Here is a 23,552-nt window from a genome sequence, read left to right on the forward strand (position 1 = left end):
CCTCGGGCACCCCGGCGCCGGTCGCGAACGCCGGTGCCGAGGTGCGACATTGCACTTCCTTTACAAACGGTACGCTGCTGCTCCCACCGGTCCCCCCGCACCTCGACCCTTGGCGGCTGGCTTCCTCATGTCCTGGTTCGCATCCGTGGTCCTCGGGCTCGTCCAGGGGCTCACCGAGTTCCTCCCCATCTCGTCCAGCGCGCACCTGCGGCTGACGGCCGCGTTCGCCGGGTGGCACGACCCGGGGGCCGCGTTCACCGCGGTCACCCAGATCGGCACGGAGGCGGCGGTGCTGATCTTCTTCAGGAAGGACATCGCGCGGATCGTGTCCGCCTGGGCTCGGTCCCTGGTGGACCGGTCGGTGCGGGCCGGCCACGACGCCAGGACGGGCTGGCTGGTGATCGTGGGCTCGGTGCCGATCGGTGTGCTGGGCGTCACGCTCAAGGACCAGATCGAGGGGCCCTTCCGCGATCTGCGCCTCATCGCGGCGACGCTGGTGGTGATGGGTGTCGTGCTGGGCGTCGCGGACCGGCTGGCCGCCAGGGACGAGCGCGGCGGCAGGCACCGCGCCGTACGGGCGCGCAAGGACCTGCGCGACCTCGGGGTCAGGGACGGCCTGGTCTACGGCTGCTGCCAGGCGCTCGCGCTGGTGCCCGGGGTGTCGCGGTCGGGCGCGACCATCTCGGGCGGCCTGCTGATGGGGTACACGCGGGAGTCGGCGGCACGGTACTCGTTCCTGCTGGCGATGCCCGCGGTGCTCGCCTCCGGGGTGTACGAACTCAAGGACGCGGGCGGAGGCCAGGTGGCCTGGGGGCCCACGGCGCTGGCGACGCTGATCGCCTTCGCCTCGGGGTACGCGGTGATCGCGTGGTTCATGCGGTTCATCTCGTCCCGGTCCTTCATGCCGTTCGTGGTGTACCGCGTCGCGCTGGGGGTCGTGTTGTTCTTCCTGGTCAGTACGGACACGCTCGGTCCGCACGCGGGAGAGTCGGCGGCCTGAGACGGCTCAGGGGGTCGCGGGGTTGCCCTGTAAGGACGTGACGCACAGCACTGTTCCGTCTCGGCGTGTGACCAAGAACGCTCACAGAACGGTCACGATCGGCGTGAGGGGGTTTTAAGCTGGTCGCATGTCCAAGTCCTCCGCCACCCCGGCCTCGCCCCGCAGGGTGTCCGACGCCGCGGCGACCAACGAGCGCATCCGCGCCCTGGTCGATGCGGCCGACGGGACCTGGCCCGCCGAGGCGTACGAGGTCCTCCTGCTGGAGTGGGCCGCCGCGGTCGGCCACGTCGAGAGCGCCGCCTGACGGTCCGGCCGGGGCGCGCCCCGGCCGGCGCCCGCCGGTCCTCAGTCGATCGTCAGCTCGCCCATCGCGCTCCATCCCGTCGCACCCTCGATCGTGGTGCTGACGATGTCCGGCGTACGGCTCACCAGGGGCCGCATCGTCGCGATGGCGGCCTTGAAGTGGTCCGAGTTCACATGGGCCGCGGCCGCGTCGTCCTTGAACGCCTCCACCAGCACGTAGGTGTTCGGGTCCTCAAGGCTGCGGGACCACTCGAACCAGAGGTTGCCGGGCTCGGCTCGCGTCGCGGCCGTGAAGTCGGCCACCTTCTCCGGCCATGTGTCGGCGTGTTCCGGCTTCACCGGGAACTTGACGGTAATGAAGATCATCCCGACATTGTAACGAGGGTGGCACACCGCGTCAGGCCCCCTGCGCAAGGGGGCGCTCGCCGCCCAGGGCGCCACCAGGCCCGCTCCCCCGCCGCGCCCTCCTCGGCGGCGCGCAGCGCCAGCGCGGCGAGCGCCGCGCGCGCCCGGCCGGCCGCGCGCCGGGGAAGGCGTTGACCTCCACGATCAGCGGCGTCCCGCCGCCCGCGTCGATCATGTCGACCCCGTAAACGTCGAGCCCGTACACCTCGCATCGCCGCGCGGCGATCGCCGCCACCTCGCGCGGCAGCGCCACCCTGCGCTCGGGCACGGTGCGGGCGAGGCGCGCTCGGTGGCGTAGAGATCCCCCGCGACGGAGCAGACCTTGAGGTCGGTGCCCGGGTTGCGCACGTACGGCTGGGCGATCAGCAGGCTCTCGTCGGCGCGGCCCGCCCCCAGTTCACGCAGCCGCTCCCGGGTCCTCACGAGGTGCACGCCGCGGCCGGAGCTGCCGGCCGCGGGCTTGGTGACCAGTGGGAACTCGGCGGCCGGGATCCGCCAGCGTCTGCCAGCGGGCCGCCGCCCAGGTGACGGGGACCGGCAGTCCGCGGCTGCGGCCGATCGCGTCGGCCAGCGCCTTGTCCCGTACGCCGCGGATGGCGCGGGCGTCGTTGACCGTGGTCAGGCCGACCGCCGGCCGCCTCCAGCAGGGTGGGCCCGGGGCCGCCCGACACGGTCTTGAGCACCCAGGCGTCGTGGCTGCCCGCGCGCACCGCCTCGGAGACCCGCACGAGGGAGCTGCCGGGCCGCACCACGTCCACCCGGTGCCCCCAGGCCGCCAGACGGCCCCTCACCTCGACGGGCATGGCGTCGTGTCGGTACTGCTCCTCCGCCAGAAAGCAGAGTCTCATCCGTCCCACCCCGTAAGCCGCGTTGCGCGGACGGTACCCCGTCAAGTGGCCGGGGCCGCGCCGCCGTGGCGCCCAAGGGCCGTCGGCCACAAGCGGGTTGGCCGGCCTCCGGGCGGATCGCGCGGACGGCAGGAGGGGGCGTGCGCGGCGCGGCCGTGTGAGCCGGCGGGCACGGCGCGCCGCGCCGGGTAGGGATGACGGGCAGGGGCGGGTGCACAGTGGACGCGGCGGGGGGGCACGCACGGCGAGGAGGCTCGGCATGCCGGTTCCTGTCGGTCCGGTGGAACGGCGCGGCGGCCCGCGGCCCCGGGGGCCGCGCGCTCCCGCGTGGCGGCGGGGCGCCGCGGCCCTGTGCGCGGGGGCGCTGCCCGCGCTGGCGTTTCCCGCGCCGGCCTTGTGGTGGTGCGCCTATGTGGCCCTGGTGCCGTGGCTGCTGCTGGTACGGGGCGCGCCCACGCGCCGCCGCGCGGCCGTGGAGGGCTGGCTCGGCGGCGCGGGCTACATGGTGGCGGTGCACCACTGGCTGTTCGGCAGCCTCCATGTGTTCGTGCTGGTGCTCGGCGCGCTGCTCGGGCTGCTGTGGGCGCCCTGGGGGATGCTGGTGCGCTCGCTGCTCGGCGGCGCAGGGGGGCCGCCGGCTCCCGGCAGGGCGGCAGCGGCGCTCGCGGTGGTGCCGTCGGCCTGGCTGCTGGTGGAGCTCGTCAGGTCCTGGCAGGGGCTCGGCGGGCCGTGGGGCGTACTCGGTGCGAGCCAGTGGCAGGTCGCTCCTGCGCTGCGCCTGGCATCGGTGGGCGGGGTGTGGCTGGTGAGCCTGCTGGTGGTGGCGGTGAATGTCGCGGTGGCGCTGCTCGTGGTCTCCGCGGCGGCGCGCCTGGCCGCGGTGGCGGCGCTCGTCGCGGGCGCGGCGGCGATGGGCGCGGTCTGGGCGTGGGCGCCGGTGCCGCAGCTCTCGGGCACGGCGCGAATCGCGGTGGTGCAGCCGGGCATCGTGTCCCGGGCCGCGGGCGCGCCGCAGCGGCGGTTCGCCAGGAGCGAGGAGCTGACCAGGCGGGTGGCGGGCGACCGGGTCGACCTGGTGGTGTGGGGCGAGAGCAGTGTGACGCACTCCCTGGCGACGCATCCGTCGCTGGGGCGGCGGCTCGCGGCCCTGTCCCGAACGGTCGGCGCGGACGTCCTGGTCAACATCGACGCGCCGGGCACCGACGCCCTGGGCCGCCGCGGCATCTTCAAGCGGAGCGAGCTGATGGGCCCCCGGGGGCCCACGGGTCCCTCGTACGACAAGATGCGGCTGGTGCCGTTCGGCGAGTACATTCCCGCGCGGCCCCTGCTCGGCTGGGCCACCTCGGTCGGCAGGGCGGCCGGGCAGGACCGGGTGGCGGGGCGGCGGCAGGTGGTGCTTCCGGTGGCCGGGCGCGGCGGCGGGACCCTGCGGGTGGGGCCGCTGATCTGCTTCGAGTCGGCGTTCCCCGACATGAGCAGGAACCTCGCGAACCGCGGTGCCCAGGTGCTGGTCGTGCAGTCGTCGACCGCGACGTTCCAGGACACGTGGGCCCCGGCCCAGCACGCCTCCCTGGGCGCGCTGCGGGCCGCGGAGACGGGCCGTCCTGTGGTGCACGCGACGCTGACGGGGGTGAGCGCCGTGTTCGGGCCGCGCGGCGAGCCGGTCGGCGGCGAGCTGTCGACGGCGCGCAGCGCGTCCGCCGTGTACGCGGTCCCGACGGCGCGCGGCGCCACGCTCTACGACCGGTTCGGCGACTGGGCGGTGTACGGCGCGGTCGCCGTGGTGGCCGCCTTCTGCGCGCGCCGGGCCCTGCGGGACAGGGGGCGTGGTGGACCGCAGGTCAGGCGCCCGCTGCCCGCGCCGCAGCCACGACCCGCTCGCACAGCTCATGGGTCTGAAGCGCGTCCCGGGCGCTGAGCCGCGTGCCCGCACGTACGGCGTCGAGGAAGGCGAGCGCGGCCTGTTCGATGCCGCGCTGGCGGGCGACGGGCACCCAGTCGCCGCGCCGCCGCACGCTGGGCTGACCCTTGTGGTCGACGACGGTGGCGAGGTCGTGCACCGCGCGCTTGGCGTCCTGGCCGGAGACTTCGAGGATCTCCTCGGTGGAGCCGCTGGTCCTGTTCATGGTGCCGATGGCCGTGAAGCCGTCGCCCGACAGCTGGAGCACGATGTGGTGGACGAGCCCGTCGCGCACCCGCACCCGGATGTCGGTGTGGTCGACGGTGCCGGGCACGAGGAAGCGGAGGGTGTCGGCGACGTGCACGAAGTCGTCGAACACGACCTCGCGCGCCGGGCCCGGCAGGCCCACCCGGTTCTTCTGGAGCAGGATCAGGTCGCGGGGGTGCTCCGCGCACTGGGCGTAGGACGGTGCGAAGCGCCGGTTGAAGCCCACGGCGAGGGCGGTGCCCGTCTCCTCGGCGCGCCGTACGAGCCGTTCCGCGTCCGCGTAGCCGGCGGCGATCGGCTTGTCGACATAGGTGGGGATGCCCGCGTCGAGCAGCCGGGCCACGATCGCGGGGTGCGCGGCGGTCGGGGCGTGCACGAACGCCGCGTCGGGCCGGGCCGCGACCAGCGCGTCGAGGTCGGCGTGGCACTGCGCGTCGGGGATCCGGTGGGCAGCGGCGGTGCGGTGGAGGGTCGCGGGGGTACGGGTCTGGAGGTGCAGTTCGACGCCGGGCTGCGCGGTGAGCACCGGCAGGTACGCCTTCTGCGCGATGTCGCCGAGCCCGATGCAGCCGACCTTCACGAACATCCTCCCGGGGTTGCGCCGTCCGGGCAGCATACGCGGGCAGCGGGCAGCGGGCAGCGGGCAGCGGGCAGCGGGCAGCGGGCAGCGGATAACGCGTCGCGCGCGGGCCCGGTGTCCGACACGATGGATGCCATGACGACGCACCCGGCCCACCAGCAGGAACCGGACACCGCCGCGGCGGGGCCGCCGACTCTCGGGGAGGCGCTGGCCCGCAGGGGCCCGGCGCCGCGCGGCGACGCGGGCGAGCGCCGGATGCTGGAGGGCTGGCTCGACCTGCACCGGGCGACCCTCGCGGTCAAGTGCGCGGGCCTCACGGAGGAGCAGCTGCGGCAGCGTCCCGTCGAGCCGTCCGGGCTCAGCCTGCTGGGTCTCGTACGGCACCTCGCGGAGTGCGAGCGCGGCTGGTTCCGCAACACGCTCGACGACGAGGGTCTGCCGGGCATCTACTTCACCGACGACGACGTCGACGGGGACTTCCACCCCGGCCAGGACGACACCTGGGCCGAGGCGTACGCGACCTGGCAGGCGGAAATCGCCGCGGCCCGGGAGCACGCGGCGGCGCACGGCCTGGACGACGAGGGCGCGGGGCGGCGGCAGCGGCCCGACGGGGCGCCGTTCACGCTGCGGTGGATCTACACCCACATGATCGAGGAGTACGCGCGCCACAACGGCCACGCGGACCTGATCCGCGAGGCGCTCGACGGCACGACGGGCGACTGACAAGCGCCGCCGCCCCGCCCGCCGCCCGCCCGCCCGCCCGCCCGCCGGGCCACTGTGCGTCACCGCCGCGGCGCGGATCATCCATCCGGGTTCAATCGGCGCGGATGCCTGTCCGAAGTGGGCTCCGGGCCAGCAGAGTTGCCGGAGTGCGACGAACGAGAACCACGACGATGCTCCTGCTCGGCGCGGCCTCGGCGGCCGTGACGGCCGTCTCGGGCTGTGTGTCCGTACACGCGGACGGCGCGCAGGCCCCGCGGCCCGGGGCCACTGCGGCGCCCTCGGCCGGGGAGGACGCGAGGCCGCAGATCGTGCAGGCCCCGCTGCGCGAGGCGCTGGACCTCGTGCACACGCCGTCCCCCTCGCCCTCGCGGCCTGGGCCGGCCGCGGCGCGGCCTCGGGAGGAGGCCCCCCGGCAGGGCGCCGCGCCGGCCGCCCCGCGGCCCGAGCGGCCCGCGCGGCCCGAGCCCGTCGCCCCGGCACACGGCCGCGGATACGCACCCGCCCCCTCCGCGCTCCCCTCGTCCGCCGCGGGCGTCTGCGCCCTGGGCGAGACCTACGGCCACTGGCCCGCGGGCAGCACTCAGGCCCGGATCTGCCACGAGACCTACGGCCGCTGAGCCCCGGGAGGCCGCGTCCCCTGGCACGCTCAGGGGCGGGAGAGGCGGCGGGCCAGGCGGGCGATGGCGGCGCGGACCGCGTCGCCGTAGCCGTCGTCCCCCAGGACATGGGCGCAGGCACGGGCCCGCTCCAGGTGGAGCCGGGCCGCCTCGGGCCGGTCCAGCTTCACATAGTCCGCGGCGAGGTCGGCGTGGAACGCCGGGTGGAAGGCCACCACCTCGGGCGCGTCCCCGCCGGCCGCGGACAGGGCCCGCAGGTCCCACGCCAGCTCGTCCCCGGGGTCGTCCTGCGCGTCCGCCAGGTAGTGGGCGAGCGTGCAGCGCTGTACGGGGTCCCCCGTGTCACCGAGCTCCGCCCACAGCGCCCCCATGCGGTGACGTGCCTCCTCCCGGTCGCCGCCGTGCAGCAGGATCACCGCCTGCCCGATCCTCGTCACACGGCTCTCCTGGGACGACTCCCGCTGCTCCATGCCTGGCGCCTCCACCTTCGCGCAATGAAAATAAGACAAAACGCTCGATGGAGACGCTAGTCGGGGTCGGCCCGTATCGCCTTCAGGCCCGGCCCAGGTCGGGGATGCGCCAGTCGACGGGCGTGTGCCCCTGCGCAGCGACGGCCGCGTTGATCTGCGTGAAGGGACGGGAGCCGAAGAACTTCTTCGCGGACAGCGGCGACGGGTGGGCGCCCTTCACGACCGCGTGCCGCTCCTGGTCGATCAGCGGCAGCTTCTTCTGCGCGTACGCCCCCCAGAGCACGAACACCGCGGGATCGGGCCGGTCCGAGACCGCCCGGATGACGGCGTCCGTGAACTGCTCCCAGCCCCTGCCCTTGTGCGAGTTGGCCTCGCCCTCACGGACCGTGAGCACCGCGTTGAGCAGGAGGACGCCCTGTCGCGCCCACGGCATCAGACAGCCGTTGTCAGGGACCGGGTGGCCGAGTTCCTCCTTCATCTCCTTGTAGATGTTCCGCAGGGACGGCGGCGTCCGCACACCGGGCCGCACGGAGAAGCACAGGCCGTGCCCCTGGCCCGCGCCGTGGTACGGGTCCTGGCCGAGCACCAGCACCTTGACGTCCTCGTACGGGGTGGCGGCGAGCGCGGCGAACACCTCGTCCTGCGGCGGGTACACCGGTCCGTTCGCCCGCTCCTTGGCCACGAACTCCATCAGGTCGGCGAAGTAGGGCCGGTCGAGCTCAGGGCCCAGCACGCCGCGCCAGGACTCGGGCAGCAGGTCGGTGTCGGTCACGTCAACATCCTCCGTGGTTCGCTGAATTGTCGACCGCCCACGAACCTACCGGCCGCCACTGACAACGGCGGCCGGCCGCCCCCGGGGGGACGGGCCGGCCGCCGGCGACGGTGCCAGGTCGCTCAGAACCCCGCGTTCAGGGCGATGCCGCCGTCGATCACCAGCGTCTGGCCGGTGATCCAGCCGGACGCCTCGTCCGAGGTGAGGAACACCGCGGCTCCGCCGATGTCCTCCGGCACGCCGAGCCGGCCCATCGGGTAGCCCGCCGCGCTCTCCTCCTCCCGGCCCTCGTAGAGCATCCGCGCGAACTTGGTCTTCACGACGGCGGGCGCGATGGCGTTGACCCGGACGACCGGCGCGAACTCGTGCGCGAGCTGGAGCGTCAGGTTGAGCATCGCCGCTTTGCTCATGCCGTACGTGCCCATGAACGGCGAGGCGTTCTGCCCGGCGATGGAGGCGATGTTCACGATCGTCCCGCCGTGGTCCCTCTGCCAGGCGTGCCACGTCTTCTGCGCGAGCCCGAGCGCGGAGAGCACGTTGATCTCATACGTCTTGCTCGCGACCTTCAGGTCCAGGTCGGCGAGCGGGGCGAAGACCGGGTTGGTCCCCGCGTTGTTGACGAGGTGGTCGATCCGGCCGTACGCCTCCATGACCCGCTCGACCACGGCGCCCTGGTGCGCGGGGTCGTGCGCCTTGCCCGCGACCCCCATGGCCCGGTCGGGGCCGAGCCGCTCCACGGCCTCCTTGAGTGCCTCCTCGTCACGGCCGGTGATGCACACCCGGTCGCCGCGGGCGACGAGCGCCTCCGCGATCCCGTAGCCGATGCCCCGGCTCGCGCCCGTGACGAGGGCGACCCTGCCGGTGTCCGGCCTCTGCTGCTGTGTCATGGCTCGTGTCCTCGGATTCAGTTGAGCGGGCCGCCGGCGACGTACATGACCTGCCCCGAGACGAAGCCCGCCGCGTCTCCGGTGAAGAAGGCGATGGCGTTGGCCACGTCCTCAGGCTGCCCGGCGCGCTGCACCGGGATCTGGCTGACGGCGAGCGCGGTGAAGTCCTCGAAGCTCATGCCCACGCGCGCCGCCGTGGCGGCGGTCATGTCGGTGGCGATGAAGCCGGGCGCGACCGCGTTGGCGGTGATGCCGAACTTGCCCAGTTCCTTGGCGAGGGTCTTGGTGAAGCCCTGGAGGCCCGCCTTGACCGCGGAGTAGTTGGCCTGGCCGCGGTTGCCGAGCGCGGACGACGAGGACAGGCTCACGATCCGCCCGAAGCCCGCGTCCACCATGTGCTTCTGGCAGGCGCGCGTCATCAGGAACGAGCCCTTGAGGTGGACGTTCATCACGGTGTCCCAGTCGGACTCCGACATCTTGAACAGCAGGTTGTCGCGCAGGACGCCCGCGTTGTTGACGAGGATCACCGGCGCGCCGAGTTCGGCGGCGACCCGCTCGACGGCCGCCTCCACCTGGGCGCTGTCGGAGACGTCGCAGCCGACCGCGAGCGCCGTGCCCCCGGCCTCCGTGATCTTCTTCACCGTGTCGGCGCAGGCCGCCTCGTCCAGATCGAGTACGGCGACGGCGCGGCCCTCTGCCGCGAGGCGTACGGCCGTGGCGGCGCCGATCCCCCGCGCCGCCCCGGTCACGACGGCGACGCGCTGCTCGGTGGTGGACATCCCTGTTCTCCTCGCCCTAGAAACCCGCGGGTTCTGAGCGACCGCTTAGTCGCTTCAGCAGACGAGACGCTAGAAGGCCGCGCACGCGGTGTCAACGGCACCGGCCTCGCGGGGGCCGCGCCACGGCGCCCCCCCGGGCCGCCTCGGCGCGGCTCAGCGCACCAGCAGGTCGAGGAGCCGCTCGGCCTCCGCCTTGGGGTCGGCGGTGAGTCCTGTGTGCACGGGCCCCGGCTGCACGACCGTGGAGCGCGGCGCGATCAGCCAGCGGAAGCGCCGGCCCGCGTCGTCCCCGGCCGCCTGCCCCGCCTGGGCGCCGCCGTCGCAGACCGACTCGACCGCGGCCAGCGCGGCCCGCACGCCCACCAGGTCGACCGCCGGGTCGAGGGCCCGCAGGCGCGCCTCGTCCAGGTGGGTGCGCGCCGCGATGAACGACTGGGCACGGCAGTAGAGGATGACCCCGGCGTTGCAGCACTCGCCGCGCTCGACGCGCGGCACCACCCGCAGCAGCGCGTACTCGTAGACGTCCCGCTCACTCATCGGGCGTCCTCCTGTCCGCCCTGGCGCCGGGCGGGGCGCAGCCGGGCGGCGAGCCAGCCGGGCGCCTGCGAGGGGCGGCGGGCGGTGGGCGCGTCCATGACGATGCGCTCGTGGACGGTGGCGGCACGCGCCAGCAGGGGCTCCGCGTAGGCGCGGCGCAGCTCGTCCGTGGTCGCGAAGCCGGGCTCGTCGACCAGCCACTCGTCGGGCACGGCAGCGGTGACCTCCGCCAGCAGTTCCTCGGTGACGAGGGGCGCAAGCGCCTCGGCCGCGGCCCGCACGTCGGGCGAGAACGGGGCGAGCGCGTGGTCGGAGGCGTTGTACGGCTTGGCGGCCGACGCCTGCGCCGTGGGCCAGTTGTGGTGCCAGATCATGGTCGCGCCGTGGTCGATGAGGAACAGGTCCCCGTGCCAGACGAGCATGTTCGGATTGCGCCAGGACCGGTCGACGTTGTTGATCAGGGCGTCGAACCAGACGATCCGCCCCGCCTCCGCGGGTCCGACCTCGTACGCGAGCGGGTCGAAGCCGATCGAACCCGGCAGGTAGTCCATGCCGAGGTTCAGCCCGCCGCTGGCCTTCAGCAGCTCCTGGACCTCCTGGTCGGGCTCGGAGAGGCCGATGACGGGGTCGAGCTCCATGGTCACGAGCTCGGGCACGCGCAGCCCCAGGCTGCGGCCCAGCTCCCCGCAGATGATCTCGGCGACGAGCGTCTTGCGCCCCTGCCCCGCGCCGGTGAACTTCATGACGTACGTGCCGAGGTCGTCGCCCTCGACGATCCCTGGAAGCGACCCGCCCTCACGCAGCGGCGTGACATAGCGGGTCGCGACGACCTCTCTCAGCATGTTCCTGGGCCACCCATCCCGTACACCCGGCATTCCACGATCACTCCAGGAGGAGTCTCGGCAGACACGCTGTCCTCCCCCACTCCCCCGGCATCCGGTCGGCGGCGGCGCACCCCTTGCTGCCGGTTGCTGCCAGCCTCCGGCATGGAGTCAGCATAGTAACCGGGGGGTGACCGAGGGCGGGGGTGCCCGAGCACCCGGGACGGCGCGCGGAGGCCACGACGGACTTCCGGGCCTCCGGCATGAACCAGGCCCAGGTGTGCCGCAGCACGTGCAAGCCCTCCTGTTCTGCCCTGTCCCGGAGGCCCGGGCCGGGAGGGTGCGTGCGCAGGCGTGCGGGAAGGGACGCTGTGCGCCCGGCGGATGCGGACTGCCGCGAGGAGGCGTGTGCCACCATGGAACGGTGATCGACCTGTCCCTGCCCCCGGCGGGCGTTGAACTGTTGAGAGTTCGTCACCTGAGTCTGCGCGAGACCGCTCCCCCTGTCCCCACGCACGACGAGGAACAGGAGATGAACCGGATCTGGGAGGACGTCACCCAGGCCAACCCTCTGCTGTTCGACGGGCCGGTGGTGGGCTGCGTGGGATGGGAGTGGGAGGAGCCGCACGATCTGACCCTCACGTGGGCGCGGACGACCTACCGCTTCCACGGGTTGCGCCAGGTGCCCGGCGCCCCCTCACTGCCGGCCGTCTTCGCGAGCGTTGTGCAGCCGGACGAGGACGGGCGCATCCTGGTGGGGAGGATGGCGTCGTCGACCGCCTCCCCCGGACGGTGGCAGCTGCCGGGTGGGGCCGTGGAACCCCCGGCGGAGGACGAGGTGCTCGACGTGCCGGTGCTGCACGGCCACGCCGCACGGGAATTGGCGGAGGAGACCGGTCTCGGCACGGGACCCGGCGAGCTGAGGCTGTGGCGGGTGACGCGGCGCCTCAACGGTGACGTGGGCTTCCTGTTCGCCGCCCCGGGTCTGCCGGCGGCCCTGGTGCGAGAGCGGTACGCGGAGCTCGCCGCCTCGGAGACCGCTGCCGGGCGCGATCCGGAACTGGCCGAGATCGCTTTCGTGGGCTCCCTGGCCGAGTTGGAGGCGTTGGGCGGGACGTACGCGGAGTTCGTGGAACCGGTCGTACGGCACTGCGCGGGGACACCGCCGCGGCTCGATGCCTGAGCAGCGTACCGACGGCGGGGCCGGTGCCGTCCTGCGGCGGAGGGCGCCGACGAGACAGACCGACGAGGCAGCGAGGCCGCCGGAACGGCCGGCGGCGGCGGGGACCGGCAGTGGGAGGGGTGCAGGTCCGGTCGGCCGAAGCGCCCCGTGGGGCGCGCCGGACCCCGTGCGGCCACTCGCGAGGGAGCGCCGGAGCACGGGGCCCGGCAGGATTCCCACGGGGAGCCCTACACGCCGGTGCCCAGCTGGGCCATGACGTAGGCGATCATGCGTGCCGCCGTGTTGACCTCGGGCAGGCGGTCGTCGGGGACCGAGACGCCGTACTGCTGCTCGATGAGCGAGACCGCCCCCAGCACGGCCAGCGAATCCAGGCCCAGATCGGTGAAGGGGACGTCCAGGATGTCGCCCTGGAAGTCCGTGGTCTCGTCGTCGCCTGCGGACTTCCGCATCACTCTGCGGACGTCGTCAAGCGTGAATTCCGTCATGGTGTGTTCTCCTCCTCGTGAGCGGCGCGTGCGCGCCGGTGCGGGCACAGTCGTGTTCATCGCGCCGCAAGGCCGTACCAGGTCTCCAGCACCACGGGCAGGTCAGGGTCACGGCCCGTTCCTGCCCACGCCACGTGCCCGTCGGGCCGTATCAGCAGGGCCTCGACGCCGGGGACGTCCACGGCCTGGGCACGGATCGCGGTGACCGAACGCGACGCCAGCAGGTCGGCGTACCGCTCGGACGGAACGGTCCCCGCGAGATCGAGCAGCACGCCGTTGCCGGTGCGCAGGAGTTCTGCCGTACGGACGGGGCCGTCAGCGGTCTTCAGTTCCAGGGAGGGAGCCGGCCGTCCGATCCACGGGTGGTCTCCCTGGCCTGCGCCGTAAGTGACGTCCGTGCCGGAGACCAGCGAGGCGATGTGCTGGTTGGCCTCGGGCAGGGCCAGCAGTTCCCCGACGATCTCCCGCAGCGGGTCGGTGCGTGGGTCGGGGTCCATCAGAGCGAGCTGGGCCCGGGTCTCGCGCAGCACGCGCAGGGCCACCGGATGGCGCTCGTCGTGGTAGCTGTCCAGCAGCGCCGTGGGTGCGCCGCGCCGGAGGGTGGCGGCCAGTTTCCAGCCGAGATTGACCGCCTCCTGCAGGCCGAGATTGAGTCCCTGGGCCCCGATGGGGAAGTGGATGTGCGCGGAGTCGCCGGCCAGCAGCACCCGGCCGCGCCGGTACCGGGTGGCGAGGCGGGTCGCGTCGCCGAAGCGCGAGAGCCAGCGGGCCTCGCTGATGTCGACGACTGATCCGGTGACGCGTTCGACGGATTCCCGCAGTTCCGCGATGGTCACCGGGCAGGCCGTGTCGCCCCGCGGGGGACGGAATTCGGTGGTCAGGACTCGTACGACCGGTGCTTCGAGGGCCACCGCCATCAGCAACCCGCGTTCGGTGCGCAGGGTGCCGGGGACACCGGTCGGCAGTTGGGAGCGGTCGGCGAGCAGGACGTCCCCCAGGAGCGCTGTCACCTGCGCTTCGGTACCCGGGAAGTCGAATCCCGCGAGGTGGCGCACGGTGGAGCGGCCTCCGTCGCAGCCCACGAGGTGGCGCGCGACGAGGGTGTAGGGACCGTCGGGACCGCTCACCTCGGCGGTGACGCCGTCGCCGCCCTGGTCGAGACCGGTGAGACGGTGGCCGCGCCGGACCGGTGCGCCCAGCTCGTCGGCGCGGGCCGCCAACAGCTGTTCGGTCTCCGCCTGCGGGATCAGCAGGGAATAGGGGTGGGGGCTCGGCAGGTCGCCGAGTTCCAGGAGTGGCTGGAGCCCCGCGAAGTGGGCCTTGGGCCACTTCTTGCGGCCGTCGACGAAACGCTCGGCGAGGCCCCGGTAGTCCAGCAGCTCCATCGTGCGCGGCTGGAGCCGGAAGGCCCGGGAGTGCGGGCTCGGCTCGGGTTCCTTGTCGAGGACGACGACGTCGACGCCGTGCAGGCGCAGCTCGCAGGCGAGCATCGTGCCGACCGGGCCGCCGCCCGCGACGATCACGTCAACCATGCGCTGTCGGACCTTTCGTGGTGTGGTGGCGGGGCGGGAGAGCTGTTCACGCGAGGGGTCTGGTGTAGCGGCCATAGGCGAGATCGCCCTCGCCGATGAGAACCTCGACGGGCGAGGGCGTGCCGAAGTACTCGTCGCAGGCGCGTTTGACACCGGGGAACTTGACGATGGTGCGGGGGTTGGCCTCGGGGTCGGCGTAGTCGTCGAGGATCAGGGCACCACCCGGGTTCAGGCGCGGGACGCACTCCGCCAGGGAGACGACGGTCGAGCTGTAGAGGTCGCCGTCGAGGTAGCCGAACGCGATCTCGTCGGGCAGGCCCTCGGCGAGGGTGTCCTCGAACCAGCCCGGGCACATCAGGGGCGGGGTGCGCCCCCAGGTCTCGAAGGTGGCCCGCACTTCGGCCATGCCGGCGGACATCGCGCCCAGCGGCATCACGATCTCGTCCTCCTCAGTCGTGTCCGGCAGGCCCTGGAAGGAGTCGAAGACGTGGATCGGCCGGTCGTCGCCGAGGGTGTCCAGGAGGGTGCGCATCCAGAGGGTCATCGCCCCCCGGAAGCATCCGAGTTCGACGAGGGCGCCGGACACGCCGTCGCGGACGACGCGTTCGATCTCGGTGCGGACGTGGCCCAGGCGGTCGGGGTCGACGGTCTCGCCGTGCTCCTCCAGGAGCCACCTGCGCAGCTCGTCGAGGGTGTCGCTCCGGGTGGCGGTGCGGGATGTCGTCACTGGTTCCTCCGCGAGGTGGGGTCGGCGGCGCTCGGTGCGTCGCCGGCGCTGAGCGTGCCGGTGCGGGCGAGGGTCTCCAGGGCAGGGACCCACTCGGCGGCGGTGGGGTGCTCCGCCAGGGCGGTGCCGACACGCCGGGCGGCCTCGCGCAGGTCCATGTCGTGGCACAGCCGGCGCACGGCCGCTGTGACGTCGTCGATGCCGGAGGCCAGGCCCGGCAGGACGAGCGCGGAGCCGGCGGTGGCGAAGCGGCGGCCCATCTCGGCGCCGTCGTCGGTGAGGGCGAGGATGAGCTGCGGCAGGCCGGCCGCCGTCATCATCGGGCCGACGCTGCCGGTGTGGATGATCGCGTCGCAGTGTTCGAGAAGCAGGTGCAGCGGCTGGTCGGTCAGGACCCGCACGTCGTCGGGAAGGTCCCCGAGCAGCGCTGCCTCCTCCGGGCCCGCTGTGAGGACGACTTCCGCGCCGGTGGCGAGGGACGCCTCCACGGCATGGCGCAGGACGGGCAGCCCGGCGCCGAAGATGGCGGTGGAGGACCTGCTCCAGATCACGCAGATGCGCGGCCTGGCGGTCGGCTCGCTCATCCAGGCGGCTGGAACGCCGGGCCCGTTGTACGGGAGGTACCGGATCGGCATGCGCAGCGCGCGGCCCATGTCGGGCGCCATCATGTCAGGCGTGGGGTCGAGTGCGTACTCGATGCGGGATCGGTCCCAGCCGTGCACGCCGTGGCGGGGGAAGGAGCCACTGCGGTCGTGGAGGTCGGCCTCCGTGCTGCCGAACAGGCCGAGCGAGTAGTAGATCGACGGCACTTTCATGACCTGTGCGGCGAGCACGCCCTCCGGGCTCATCAGGTCGTGGACCACCAGGTCGGGGTGCCACGACCTGGCGAAGGCCACGGCCGCGTCGCAGTTGCGCGCCAGGTTGGCGTGCAGGGCGCGTCGGTAGGACTCCTGCTGGGCGGCCAGGTCGAAGGGCGCGTGCTGATCGCCTGGCGCGCGGCCGGCGGCGGGAGCCGGCGGTGCGCCGGCCGGCGGTCCGCCCGGGGGGCACAGGGCCTCCGCGCGGGCCAGCCGCTCCCCCTCCATCAGGTCGAAGCTCTTGAGGACGGGCACCGGGATCAGCCCCGCGCGGCTGACGGGTTCCGGCCCGGAACACATCACTCTCACGTCGTGCCCCGCGGCCTGCAGGGCCCAGCCGAGCGGCACCATGTGGAAGTAGATGCCGCGCCAGTGGCTGACGCTGAACAGGGCCCTCACCGCTGCATCACACTGCCCACCGCGGCAGGTGCGTGACCTGCCGCGCCCTCGGCCAGATGCGCCACACCCCGTGCGGTCTCCTGCGGTGTGCCGAGGACGAGCGTATGCGTGCTCAGGCCGAGCGGGCCCGCCGTGCGGCCCAGGGCGACCACCGCCGCGGCGGCCGCCGCCCGCGCCGCCTCGGACGCGGGGCCGGCCGGTTCACCGCTCCCCGCGTGGACGAGAAGTCCGCTCCCGCGCCGCGCCATGGCGTCCAGGGCCGCGTGCAGCGGGCTCAGTACGGCCAGCAGCCGGTCGCGGACAGCGTCGGCGATGCTCTGTGCGTCCTCCTCGCCCTCGCGCGCGGCGGACGGCGGGGCCTCGCTCGCCACGACGATGTCCACGTCTCCGAACGCGCCGCCGGCCTTCTTGCAGAGCAGGTCGGCCGCGGACGGGTCGCTCAGGTCGGCGCGGATCGCGACGGCCCTTCCGCCGTTCCTCTCGATGGAGCGAACCAACTCCTTAGCGCGGACGAAGGACTTGTCGTACTGCACCGCCACCGCAGCGCCCCTGCGGGCGAGTTCGACCGCGAGTGCGGCGCCGGTCTCGGTCTCCGCACCCGTGATCACGGCGACTCTTGCGTCCCATGGCAATCGGCTCATGACGGCAGAACCTAGGGCCGCCCCTTCGAGCCGCGTTATAGGAACCACCCAGGCCGGCGGGCCGCTTCGACGGACGTTCAACCGGTGCTCCAGGCCCCCGCGACACGCTGCGGCGGACGGTCGACGAGCGCCAGAGCCGGGAGAGACTGCATGAAAGTGCTTTTCACTGTGTCCGATTGGGTCGGCCACTACTACTGCATGGTGCCGCTCGGCTGGGCTCTGCAGGCCGCGGGCCACGAGGTGCGAGTGGCGTGTCCGCCGCCGCAGTCCGGGGCGCTGTCGGCCGCGGGGCTGACGCCCGTGCCGGTGCTTGACGGCTTGGACATGACGTACTGCAACCGGCTGGCGCGCTACCAGGAGGCGGTCGAGGGCCGGAGCGCACTGCCGGGGCTGCCGCTGCACCCGGGCACCGGGCGGCCTGTCCGCAGCCTGGACGACTTCGACCTCGCAGCCGAGTCCAAGCGCTTCTGGCTCGACGCGGCGCGGCGCGTGCGTGCCAGCTTCGACGGGGCGGTCGGCTTCGGTCGCGCCTGGGGCCCCGACCTGGTCGTGCACGACCTGATGGCACCGGAGGGAGCACTGGTGGCGCGCCTCGCGGGTGTCCCCGCACTGTATTGCTCTGCGGGCCTGTTCGGCGCGGCGGAGACCGAGCCCGTGCTCGACACGGGGCTGGAGGACGTGACGGGATCGTTCGCGCGGCACGGCGCCGCGCCATGGGACCGCGGCCAGATCGAGTACGTACTGGACCCCTCGCCGGCACGCTCGCTACCGCCGCACGGGGCGGCCCGGCGCATCCCGGTGCGTCCCGTGCCCTACAACGGTCCGGGGTCCGTGCCCGACTGGCTGATGGAGCCGTCGGCGCGGCCACGCATCGCCGTGCTGTGGGGCTACTCGGCGACCACCATGTACGGGCCGCACGTGCCGGCTCTCGCGTACGCCGTCGAGGCGGCGGCCGCGACCGGAGCCGAGGTGGTCCTCACCGCGAGCGCCGAGCAGGTCGCGGCGCTCGGCGTGCTGCCCGGCAATGTGCGGGTCCTGACCGGTTTCCCCGTCCAGCTGCTCCTGGAGACGTGCACCGCGGTCGTCCACCACGGGGGAGCCAACACGGTCGTGGGCGCCCTCGCCCAGGGCGTGCCGCAGGTATGCCTGACGCTGTCGATGGACCTCCCGGTCTACCGGGAGCGGGTGCACCGGGCAGGCGGGGCGGTGGTGCGCTCGGCGTTCGAGTCGGGCAGGGAGCAGATCGGCGAGGCGGTCACCGCGGTGCTCCACGAGGAACGCTACCGCGACGAGGCCCGCGCGGTGGCCGCGGAGCTGGAGGCGTACCCGGCGCCGTCGCAGCTGGTGGCACCGCTGGAACGGCTTGCGCGTGACGGCCGTTGGGACCCGTCGCTCGCAACGGCCGGGCGGTGAGCGCCATGCGCGTACTGTTCGTGACGTCCGACTGGGCCGGCCACTACTTCTGCATGGTGCCGCTCGGCTGGGCCCTGCAAGCCGCGGGCCACCAAGTGCGGGTCGCGTGCGCGCCCCCGCAGCAGAGCGCGGTCGAACGCACCGGTCTGGTCGCGGTGCCGGTGCTCGAGTCCGTCGACATGGTCACCATGGGGCGCATGTTCCGCTACCTCGACAGTGTGGCGGGCAACCGCCCCGGCATGCCGCTGCACCCGTACACCGGCCGGCAGGTGGCGTCGCTCGACGAGTTCGACGTGGCCGCCGAGCTGCCGGCTTTCCAGCGGCGCGCCTACGGGGCGATCCGCCGCAGCTATGACGGCGCGGTGAGCCTGGGCCGGCGTCTGCGGCCCGACCTGGTCGTGCACGACCTGACCGCGCCGGAGGGCGCGCTGATCGCCCAACTGACGGGCTGCCCCTCGCTCTACCACCCGCCGGGCCTCTTCGGCACGGCGGAGACCGAAGCGGGCGTGGACCTGGGCGACGGCGACCCGTCGGATTCCTTCGCCCGCTACGGCCGGCCGCGTTGGCACCAGAGCCACGCACGGTACGTCGTGGACCTCTCGCCGGACGAGGCGCTGCCGCCGGTGGGACCGGCGTTGCGCATACCGGCCCGGTATGTGCCGTACAACGGTCCAGGCGAGGTCCCCGACTGGCTGCGCCGTCCGCGCGGCGGCCCCCGGGTCGTAGTGATGGTGAGCCGGTCGGTGGCGATGGAGACCGGACAGGAGCCGTTGCCGCGCCAGGTCGTCGACGCATTGCTCTCCCAGGGCGCGGAGGTCGTCCTGACCACCTCGCGCGCGCAGGCCGAGGTGCTGGGGCCGCTGCCGGAGGCGGTGCGCGTCCTGCACGACTTTCCGTTCAAGCTGCTCATGGAGTCGGCGGACGCGGTGGTCCACCAGGGGAGTTCGAACGCGCTGCTGACCGCGGCGGTGTACGGGGTCCCGCAGCTGGCACTTGCCTACACGCAGGACGGGAAGGTCACCAGTCGGCGCATCGCCGACACCGGGGCGGCCGTGGCCCTGGACGTGCTGCGCACCGACCCGGCCGAGGCCGCTCGGGCCGCGCTCGAGGTGCTGGTCTCCCCCGGACGACGGGCGGCCGCCGACCGGCTGCGCGCCTCGATGGCCCGGCGGCCCTCGCCGGCCGAGCTGGTGCCCGCGCTGGAGCTGCTGGCCCGCACCGGGACACTCGGCACCGACGACCTGCCGGTGCGCTGACCCCGGCCGGTACGCCGCGCCGCTCCGCACGGGCGGTGCGGCGCGCCGGTGTACCCGTCACCACCCGCCCGAACGGACCTTCTCGGCACCGGCCTCACCCGCACGCGGCCTCCCTCCGGCACGGCACCGGCCGTCGCGGGCAGCACGAGGCCCGCCCCCTCTCGCTGTCCGAGGGGGCGGGTCGTGGCGCCTGCGTCAGTACCCGGCGGCGAACCCGGTGATGGAGTCGACCACGTAGTCGATCATCTCGGTGGTCAGGGACGGGTAGACGCCGATCCAGAAGGTGTGCTCGGTGATGATGTCGGAATTGGTCAGCTCCCCCACCACACGGTGCGGTGTGTCACGGTAGGCGGGGTGCCGGGTGAGATTGCCGCCGAAGAAACGCCGGGTGCCGATGTGCCGGGACTCCAGGAAGTCGCCCAGCTCGCGACGGGTGAAGGGCGCGTCGGGGCGGACGGTGACGACGAAGCCGAACCAGCTCGGGTCGCTGTCCGGCGTCGCGGAGGGCAACAGCAGGCCGGACACGGCGGCCAGCCCTTCGCGCATGCGCTGCCAGTTGCGCTTGCGGATCTCGGCGAACTCGTGGACCTTGCCCAGCTGGTTCAGCCCCAGGGCGGCCTGCAGGTCGGTCGACTTCAGGTTGTAGCCGATGTGGGAGAAGATGTACTTGTGGTCGTAGCCGTGCGGCAGCGTGCCCAGCTGGTACTCGAACCGCTTGAGGCAGGTGTTCTCCTCTCCCGGCTCACACCAGCAGTCGCGGCCCCAGTCGCGCAGCTGCTCCACGATCCTCGCCAGGGCCGGGCTGCGGGTCGCCACGCAGCCGCCCTCGCCCGTGGTGATGTGGTGGGCCGGATAGAAGCTGGCGGTCGACAGGTCGCCGAAGGAGCCGGTGGGCCGGCCGCGATAGGTCGAGCCCACGGCATCGCAATTGTCCTCGACGAGGAACAGGCCGTTCTCTCTGGCGAGTTCGGCTACTTCCTCAGCGGCGAAGGGATTGCCGAGCGCGTGCGCGATCATGATGGCCCTGGTCTTGGGCGAGAGGGCCTCCCGGATGCGCTCGGGCGTCGTGTTGTAGGTGCCCAGCTCGACGTCGACGAAGACGGGTACCAGACCGTTCTGCACAATGGGGTTGACCGTCGTCGGGAATCCGGCCGCGACGGTGACGACCTCGTCGCCGGGGCGCAGTCTGCGCTCCCCCAGCTCCGCTGCCTTCAGCGCGGAGAGAGCCAGCAGGTTGGCCGAGGAACCCGAGTTGGTCATGTGGGCCTTGCGCACGCCCAGCAGCCGGGCGAAGCCCCGTTCGAAGCGCTGCGAGCTGACGCCGGCCGCGATACGCATGTCCACAGCGGCCTCGACGAGTGCGACCCGGTCGTCCTCGTCGAAGGTGGCACCGGACGGGAGGATCCGCGAGACGCCCGGGACGAACTCCTGCTGGGCGCGTTCGCGGTGGTGCTTGCGCACCAGTTCAAGGATCTCGTTCTTGATGTCGGACATGTGTGTCTTCTCTTCCTCAGGAGCGCTCGGATACGGCGGACCAGCCGCGGGCCGGTTCACCGCAGGGCGAGCAGGCACGTCAGCAGACAGCGGGCCTCCACGTTCAAGTAGTGGCTGTGGAGCACGAGTTCCTGCAGGTCGCGCAGGGTGGCCCACAGGAATCCCTCGGGGGCCTCCGGTGGGACGTCGTCGGCTTCGACGATCAGATAACGGTTCTCGGCGTGGTAGAAGCGCCCGCCTTCCTCCGAGTGCACGGCGTCGAAACGGATGCGTTCGGGCGAAGCGGACAGCACCAGGTCGAGGAAGGGCGGCGGCGAGCCGTGGTTGCCCGGCAGGCACTGGACGGTGGGGGCCAGCTCGGCGATGTCGAAGGTGCCGGCGTCGGTGCGGGCCCGCATCAACAGCTGCACCACACCGTCGAAGCGACGGGCCACCAGGGCGATGACACCCCGCCCCGCGGGCTTGAGCAGGGGCTGTGACCAGTGGGCCACCTCCCGGTCGCCCGCGTGTACATCGACGCCCAGCACGCTGAAGTAGCGTCCGTCCGCGCGGTCGATGCGGTCGTGGCCGCGCTGCCAGCCGGCAGCGCGGGCCAGCGGGATGCGCCGTCGCGTCAGATTGCGTCGGGCCTTGATCCCCGTGAAGCGGCTGGTCAGCCCGGTGAGCCGGGAGGGCGCGGCGGCCGAGCGGGTGAGGGCTCCTGCGAAGGAGTCCTCATCGGGCGCGAGGCCGGCCCCGGAGGGGGGCAGGCAGGCCGCCAGCACCGTCCGGGAGTCCATGTTGACGACGTTGTCCAAGTGCAGCAGGCCACGCAGCTCCTCGGGGGAGCACCAGCGGAAGCCGTCCAGGACGGGCAGGTCGTCGTCCGTCTCGATGACGACGTTGCGGTTGCGCTTGCCGAGGAACCAGGAAGCCTGCTCGGATTGCAGGGCGTCCGCGAGCGGCCGTCCGCGGCCCGCCCGGGTGAAGTACTCCAGGTAGGGAACGGCGTTGCCCTGATGCACCCTCGTGTAGTTGCTCCGGGTGGCCTGCACGGTCGGGGAGAGCTGGAGCGTGTTGATGTTGCCGGGTTCCATCTTCGCCTGCATCAGCATGTGCGGCACCCCGTCGAAGCGTTTGACGAGGATGCCCAGGATGCCGATCTCGGGCTGCACGATGATGGGCTGCTCCCACCTGCGGTCGCCCGGCTCTCCGTGGTGGCGCGAGAGGGCCAGGTCGCGGGTGGCGTCGTCCTCGACCGCCACCTCCAGGCCCTCCACGCTGTAGAAGCGTCCGGTGTGATGGACGAGGTTGCCGGTGTCCGGGTCCGTGTGCCAGCCTTCGAGCTGGTCCAGTGGTACCTCTTTGACCCGGTAACCGGTGCTGTCGGCGTGGGCGGTGAGCCAGTCGTGCACGTGCTGGTGTGAGGGGGCCGGTCTGGTACGGGGCATGGGAGTTCCTCTCAGGGACGGGAAAGAACCTCGGCCGCCAGCCGTTCTGCGACGACGGCGGGTGCCGGCATGCCGTCCATCTCGGCCCGGACCGCGGCGAGGGACCGGATGTGCCGGGGACTGTCGAGCAGCGCCGCCAGCGCCTTGCCCACCTGCTCGGGCTCGCTGTCCGCGGCCAGGACCGCGCCGGCCCCGGCACGCGCGACACGGTGGCCGATCTCCGCGTACATCGGTGACTGGGGCAGCACCAGCTGCGGTGTCCCGGTGGCCACTGCGGTCATGGCGGTGCCGGCGCCGCCGTGGTGGACGACGGCCGCGCAGTGGGGCAGCAGCAGGTGGAACGGGACGCCCTCGGCGACGCGGGTGTCCGCCGGCAGGTCGAGGCGGGACGCACCGCCCGCGGCGGTGGCGACGACCAGTTCGACGCCGAGGCCGTCGACGGCGGCCACCAGGCCCCTGATCACCGCGGACGTGCTGCCCGCGTCGTAGCGGTCCAGGGCGACGCCGCTGGTCACGCACACCCGCGGTCGGCCGCCCTGTTCGCTGAGCCAACCGGGGGCGGTGCCGGGGCCGTTGAAGGGAACGTAGCGTACGGCGGTGCGCTCGACGGGGAAGGACTCCTCGATGCGCAGGGACGGCGGACAGGAGTCGATGAAACGCTCCGAGCAGGCACGGACATCGAGACCGAAGCGTTCGAACAGTTCGGAGTAGCCGTGCAGCCAGCCGCCGACCCGCCCGGCGCGCTCGGCATGCAGCACGGTCGCCAGCTCCCAGCCCACGGCCAGGTGCGGTACGCCCGCCGCGGCGGCGGCGACCGGGCCCGCGAAGCACAGGGTGTCGCAGACGACCAGATCGGGCCGCCACCAGCGGGCGTAGGCGACCAGGTCGTCGCTCAGGCCGGCCGCGGCGGCGATCTGCTTGCCTGCCGTGTAGTCCATGATCATGGTCTGGGTGGCGTCCAACAGCTCAGGACGGGCCGTCCAGCCGTCGGGCCAGGGGCGGTCGCTGCCCCAGCTGCGGGCGTAGCCGGCCGGCCCCTTGCTGGGGGGCGAGGCAGCGGGGCCGACGGCGACGGCGGGCAGGCCCGCGCCGTGCACCTGCGGGTGGCAGAAGGCCGGTGCTGCGACCATGACGTCGTGGCCCTGGGCACGGAAGGCCCAGGCCAGCGGCGTCCACGGGTAGAGGTGTCCCGGTGCGGTCCAGGTCGCGAAGAGGATGCGCATCAG

At 73.2% G+C, this 23,552-nt stretch carries 25 protein-coding genes; 8 read left to right on the forward strand and 17 right to left on the reverse strand.

What is annotated here, in order from left to right:
* Window positions 1-127 precede the first annotated feature (127 nt).
* Window positions 128-1,000 carry an undecaprenyl-diphosphate phosphatase gene (locus tag ABEA77_RS12175; RefSeq protein ID WP_345645282.1) on the forward strand — a complete coding sequence of 291 codons (873 nt, stop codon included), beginning with the start codon at window positions 128-130 and terminating at the stop codon, window positions 998-1,000.
* 127 nt (window positions 1,001-1,127) lie between these two features.
* On the forward strand, window positions 1,128-1,304 hold the full coding sequence (locus ABEA77_RS12180; RefSeq protein WP_345645284.1) for a hypothetical protein: 177 nt from the start codon (window positions 1,128-1,130) through the stop codon (window positions 1,302-1,304).
* A gap of 41 nt (window positions 1,305-1,345) precedes the next feature.
* On the opposite strand, the gene ABEA77_RS12185 is transcribed toward ABEA77_RS12180, so the two are convergent.
* Entirely contained in the window at window positions 1,346-1,669 is a 324-nt protein-coding gene (locus ABEA77_RS12185; protein ID WP_345645286.1) for a putative quinol monooxygenase, read from the reverse strand.
* 31 nt (window positions 1,670-1,700) lie between these two features.
* Entirely contained in the window at window positions 1,701-1,976 is a 276-nt protein-coding gene (locus tag ABEA77_RS33960; protein ID WP_425588265.1) for a hypothetical protein, read from the reverse strand.
* 839 nt (window positions 1,977-2,815) lie between these two features.
* Here ABEA77_RS33960 and lnt point away from each other — a divergent pair.
* Window positions 2,816-4,474 (forward strand): apolipoprotein N-acyltransferase, encoded by a 1,659-nt coding sequence (gene lnt / locus ABEA77_RS12195; protein WP_345645288.1) that lies wholly within the window; start codon window positions 2,816-2,818, stop codon window positions 4,472-4,474.
* Here the strand turns inward: lnt and ABEA77_RS12200 are convergent.
* Window positions 4,398-5,303, reverse strand: coding sequence for a Gfo/Idh/MocA family protein (locus tag ABEA77_RS12200; protein ID WP_345645537.1), 906 nt, complete (start codon window positions 5,301-5,303; stop codon window positions 4,398-4,400). The genes lnt and ABEA77_RS12200 overlap by 77 nt on opposite strands.
* A gap of 255 nt (window positions 5,304-5,558) precedes the next feature.
* Here ABEA77_RS12200 and ABEA77_RS12205 point away from each other — a divergent pair, with 255 nt between their 5' ends.
* Window positions 5,559-6,026 (forward strand): DinB family protein, encoded by a 468-nt coding sequence (locus ABEA77_RS12205; RefSeq protein ID WP_345645540.1) that lies wholly within the window; start codon window positions 5,559-5,561, stop codon window positions 6,024-6,026.
* Between the two features lie 146 nt (window positions 6,027-6,172).
* Window positions 6,173-6,643: a hypothetical protein gene (locus ABEA77_RS12210; protein ID WP_345645290.1), complete on the forward strand. Its 471-nt coding sequence runs from the start codon at window positions 6,173-6,175 to the stop codon at window positions 6,641-6,643.
* Window positions 6,644-6,672: 29 nt separating this feature from the next.
* On the opposite strand, the gene ABEA77_RS12215 is transcribed toward ABEA77_RS12210, so the two are convergent.
* The 6 genes from ABEA77_RS12215 to ABEA77_RS12240 form a co-directional block, all read right to left on the reverse strand.
* Window positions 6,673-7,113: a hypothetical protein gene (locus ABEA77_RS12215; RefSeq protein WP_345645291.1), complete on the reverse strand. Its 441-nt coding sequence runs from the start codon at window positions 7,111-7,113 to the stop codon at window positions 6,673-6,675.
* Window positions 7,114-7,195: 82 nt separating this feature from the next.
* Window positions 7,196-7,885, reverse strand: coding sequence for a uracil-DNA glycosylase (gene ung, locus ABEA77_RS12220; RefSeq protein WP_345645292.1), 690 nt, complete (start codon window positions 7,883-7,885; stop codon window positions 7,196-7,198).
* 122 nt (window positions 7,886-8,007) lie between these two features.
* Window positions 8,008-8,772, reverse strand: a complete 765-nt coding sequence (locus ABEA77_RS12225; protein WP_345645294.1) for an SDR family oxidoreductase — start codon at window positions 8,770-8,772, stop codon at window positions 8,008-8,010.
* A 17-nt stretch (window positions 8,773-8,789) separates the two neighbouring features.
* On the reverse strand, window positions 8,790-9,551 hold the full coding sequence (gene fabG, locus ABEA77_RS12230; protein WP_345645296.1) for a 3-oxoacyl-ACP reductase FabG: 762 nt from the start codon (window positions 9,549-9,551) through the stop codon (window positions 8,790-8,792).
* A gap of 153 nt (window positions 9,552-9,704) precedes the next feature.
* Entirely contained in the window at window positions 9,705-10,088 is a 384-nt protein-coding gene (locus tag ABEA77_RS12235; protein ID WP_345645299.1) for a DUF3037 domain-containing protein, read from the reverse strand.
* The gene (locus ABEA77_RS12240; RefSeq protein ID WP_345645302.1) at window positions 10,085-10,930 is read right to left on the reverse strand and encodes a HipA family kinase; all 846 of its coding nucleotides are present in this window, start codon (window positions 10,928-10,930) and stop codon (window positions 10,085-10,087) included. Before ABEA77_RS12240 ends, ABEA77_RS12235 begins: the two co-directional genes overlap by 4 nt.
* Window positions 10,931-11,333: 403 nt before the next feature.
* Between ABEA77_RS12240 and ABEA77_RS12245 the strand changes: the two genes are divergently transcribed.
* Complete coding sequence (locus ABEA77_RS12245; RefSeq protein WP_345645304.1) at window positions 11,334-12,092, forward strand: NUDIX domain-containing protein; 759 nt, start codon at window positions 11,334-11,336, stop codon at window positions 12,090-12,092.
* A 227-nt stretch (window positions 12,093-12,319) separates the two neighbouring features.
* Here ABEA77_RS12245 and ABEA77_RS12250 read toward each other — a convergent pair whose 3' ends face one another.
* The 5 genes from ABEA77_RS12250 to ABEA77_RS12270 are packed head-to-tail and all read right to left on the reverse strand — an operon-like array spanning window position 12,320 to window position 16,733.
* Window positions 12,320-12,577, reverse strand: a complete 258-nt coding sequence (locus ABEA77_RS12250) for an acyl carrier protein (protein WP_345645307.1) — start codon at window positions 12,575-12,577, stop codon at window positions 12,320-12,322.
* A gap of 56 nt (window positions 12,578-12,633) precedes the next feature.
* Window positions 12,634-14,109 (reverse strand): FAD-dependent monooxygenase, encoded by a 1,476-nt coding sequence (locus tag ABEA77_RS12255; protein WP_345645310.1) that lies wholly within the window; start codon window positions 14,107-14,109, stop codon window positions 12,634-12,636.
* Window positions 14,110-14,155: 46 nt separating this feature from the next.
* Window positions 14,156-14,836 (reverse strand): TylF/MycF/NovP-related O-methyltransferase, encoded by a 681-nt coding sequence (locus ABEA77_RS12260; RefSeq protein WP_345645313.1) that lies wholly within the window; start codon window positions 14,834-14,836, stop codon window positions 14,156-14,158.
* Window positions 14,833-16,092: a nucleotide disphospho-sugar-binding domain-containing protein gene (locus ABEA77_RS12265; RefSeq protein ID WP_345645316.1), complete on the reverse strand. Its 1,260-nt coding sequence runs from the start codon at window positions 16,090-16,092 to the stop codon at window positions 14,833-14,835. Before ABEA77_RS12265 ends, ABEA77_RS12260 begins: the two co-directional genes overlap by 4 nt.
* Window positions 16,089-16,733, reverse strand: coding sequence for an SDR family NAD(P)-dependent oxidoreductase (locus ABEA77_RS12270; RefSeq protein ID WP_345645319.1), 645 nt, complete (start codon window positions 16,731-16,733; stop codon window positions 16,089-16,091). Before ABEA77_RS12270 ends, ABEA77_RS12265 begins: the two co-directional genes overlap by 4 nt.
* 150 nt (window positions 16,734-16,883) lie before the next feature.
* Here ABEA77_RS12270 and ABEA77_RS12275 point away from each other — a divergent pair, with 150 nt between their 5' ends.
* Together ABEA77_RS12275 and ABEA77_RS12280 are read left to right on the forward strand one after the other, a co-directional pair.
* Window positions 16,884-18,146: a nucleotide disphospho-sugar-binding domain-containing protein gene (locus ABEA77_RS12275; protein WP_345645322.1), complete on the forward strand. Its 1,263-nt coding sequence runs from the start codon at window positions 16,884-16,886 to the stop codon at window positions 18,144-18,146.
* 5 nt (window positions 18,147-18,151) lie between these two features.
* Window positions 18,152-19,402, forward strand: coding sequence for a nucleotide disphospho-sugar-binding domain-containing protein (locus ABEA77_RS12280; RefSeq protein WP_345645325.1), 1,251 nt, complete (start codon window positions 18,152-18,154; stop codon window positions 19,400-19,402).
* A gap of 195 nt (window positions 19,403-19,597) precedes the next feature.
* Here ABEA77_RS12280 and rfbH read toward each other — a convergent pair whose 3' ends face one another.
* Genes rfbH through ABEA77_RS12295 form a run of 3 tightly spaced genes read right to left on the reverse strand, consistent with a single transcriptional unit; the run spans window position 19,598 to window position 23,549 of the window.
* Window positions 19,598-20,896, reverse strand: coding sequence for a lipopolysaccharide biosynthesis protein RfbH (rfbH, locus tag ABEA77_RS12285; RefSeq protein ID WP_345645327.1), 1,299 nt, complete (start codon window positions 20,894-20,896; stop codon window positions 19,598-19,600).
* A gap of 56 nt (window positions 20,897-20,952) precedes the next feature.
* Window positions 20,953-22,326 carry an NDP-hexose 2,3-dehydratase family protein gene (locus ABEA77_RS12290; protein ID WP_345645328.1) on the reverse strand — a complete coding sequence of 458 codons (1,374 nt, stop codon included), beginning with the start codon at window positions 22,324-22,326 and terminating at the stop codon, window positions 20,953-20,955.
* A gap of 11 nt (window positions 22,327-22,337) precedes the next feature.
* Window positions 22,338-23,549: a glycosyltransferase gene (locus tag ABEA77_RS12295; protein ID WP_345645331.1), complete on the reverse strand. Its 1,212-nt coding sequence runs from the start codon at window positions 23,547-23,549 to the stop codon at window positions 22,338-22,340.
* Between the last annotated feature and the right edge of the window lie 3 nt (window positions 23,550-23,552).

Origin of the sequence: Streptomyces tremellae (assembly GCF_039540215.1) — a bacterium.
GTDB classification, from domain to species: domain Bacteria; phylum Actinomycetota; class Actinomycetes; order Streptomycetales; family Streptomycetaceae; genus Streptomyces; species Streptomyces tremellae.

Excerpts from the sequence above, each read along its gene's own strand:
- ABEA77_RS12175 (WP_345645282.1), top strand. The coding sequence starts at position 128 with ATGTCCTGGTTCGCATCCGTGGTCCTCGGGCTCGTCCAGGGGCTCACC.
- ABEA77_RS12180 (WP_345645284.1), top strand. The coding sequence starts at position 1,128 with ATGTCCAAGTCCTCCGCCACCCCGGCCTCGCCCCGCAGGGTGTCCGAC.
- ABEA77_RS12185 (WP_345645286.1), bottom strand. The coding sequence starts at position 1,669 with ATGATCTTCATTACCGTCAAGTTCCCGGTGAAGCCGGAACACGCCGAC.
- lnt (WP_345645288.1), top strand. The coding sequence starts at position 2,816 with ATGCCGGTTCCTGTCGGTCCGGTGGAACGGCGCGGCGGCCCGCGGCCC.
- ABEA77_RS12205 (WP_345645540.1), top strand. The coding sequence starts at position 5,559 with ATGCTGGAGGGCTGGCTCGACCTGCACCGGGCGACCCTCGCGGTCAAG.
- ABEA77_RS12215 (WP_345645291.1), bottom strand. The coding sequence starts at position 7,113 with ATGGAGCAGCGGGAGTCGTCCCAGGAGAGCCGTGTGACGAGGATCGGG.
- ABEA77_RS12225 (WP_345645294.1), bottom strand. The coding sequence starts at position 8,772 with ATGACACAGCAGCAGAGGCCGGACACCGGCAGGGTCGCCCTCGTCACG.
- fabG (WP_345645296.1), bottom strand. The coding sequence starts at position 9,551 with ATGTCCACCACCGAGCAGCGCGTCGCCGTCGTGACCGGGGCGGCGCGG.
- ABEA77_RS12235 (WP_345645299.1), bottom strand. The coding sequence starts at position 10,088 with ATGAGTGAGCGGGACGTCTACGAGTACGCGCTGCTGCGGGTGGTGCCG.
- ABEA77_RS12240 (WP_345645302.1), bottom strand. The coding sequence starts at position 10,930 with ATGCTGAGAGAGGTCGTCGCGACCCGCTATGTCACGCCGCTGCGTGAG.
- ABEA77_RS12250 (WP_345645307.1), bottom strand. The coding sequence starts at position 12,577 with ATGACGGAATTCACGCTTGACGACGTCCGCAGAGTGATGCGGAAGTCC.
- ABEA77_RS12255 (WP_345645310.1), bottom strand. The coding sequence starts at position 14,109 with ATGGTTGACGTGATCGTCGCGGGCGGCGGCCCGGTCGGCACGATGCTC.
- ABEA77_RS12270 (WP_345645319.1), bottom strand. The coding sequence starts at position 16,733 with ATGAGCCGATTGCCATGGGACGCAAGAGTCGCCGTGATCACGGGTGCG.
- ABEA77_RS12275 (WP_345645322.1), top strand. The coding sequence starts at position 16,884 with ATGAAAGTGCTTTTCACTGTGTCCGATTGGGTCGGCCACTACTACTGC.
- ABEA77_RS12280 (WP_345645325.1), top strand. The coding sequence starts at position 18,152 with ATGCGCGTACTGTTCGTGACGTCCGACTGGGCCGGCCACTACTTCTGC.
- rfbH (WP_345645327.1), bottom strand. The coding sequence starts at position 20,896 with ATGTCCGACATCAAGAACGAGATCCTTGAACTGGTGCGCAAGCACCAC.
- ABEA77_RS12290 (WP_345645328.1), bottom strand. The coding sequence starts at position 22,326 with ATGCCCCGTACCAGACCGGCCCCCTCACACCAGCACGTGCACGACTGG.
- ABEA77_RS12295 (WP_345645331.1), bottom strand. The coding sequence starts at position 23,549 with ATGCGCATCCTCTTCGCGACCTGGACCGCACCGGGACACCTCTACCCG.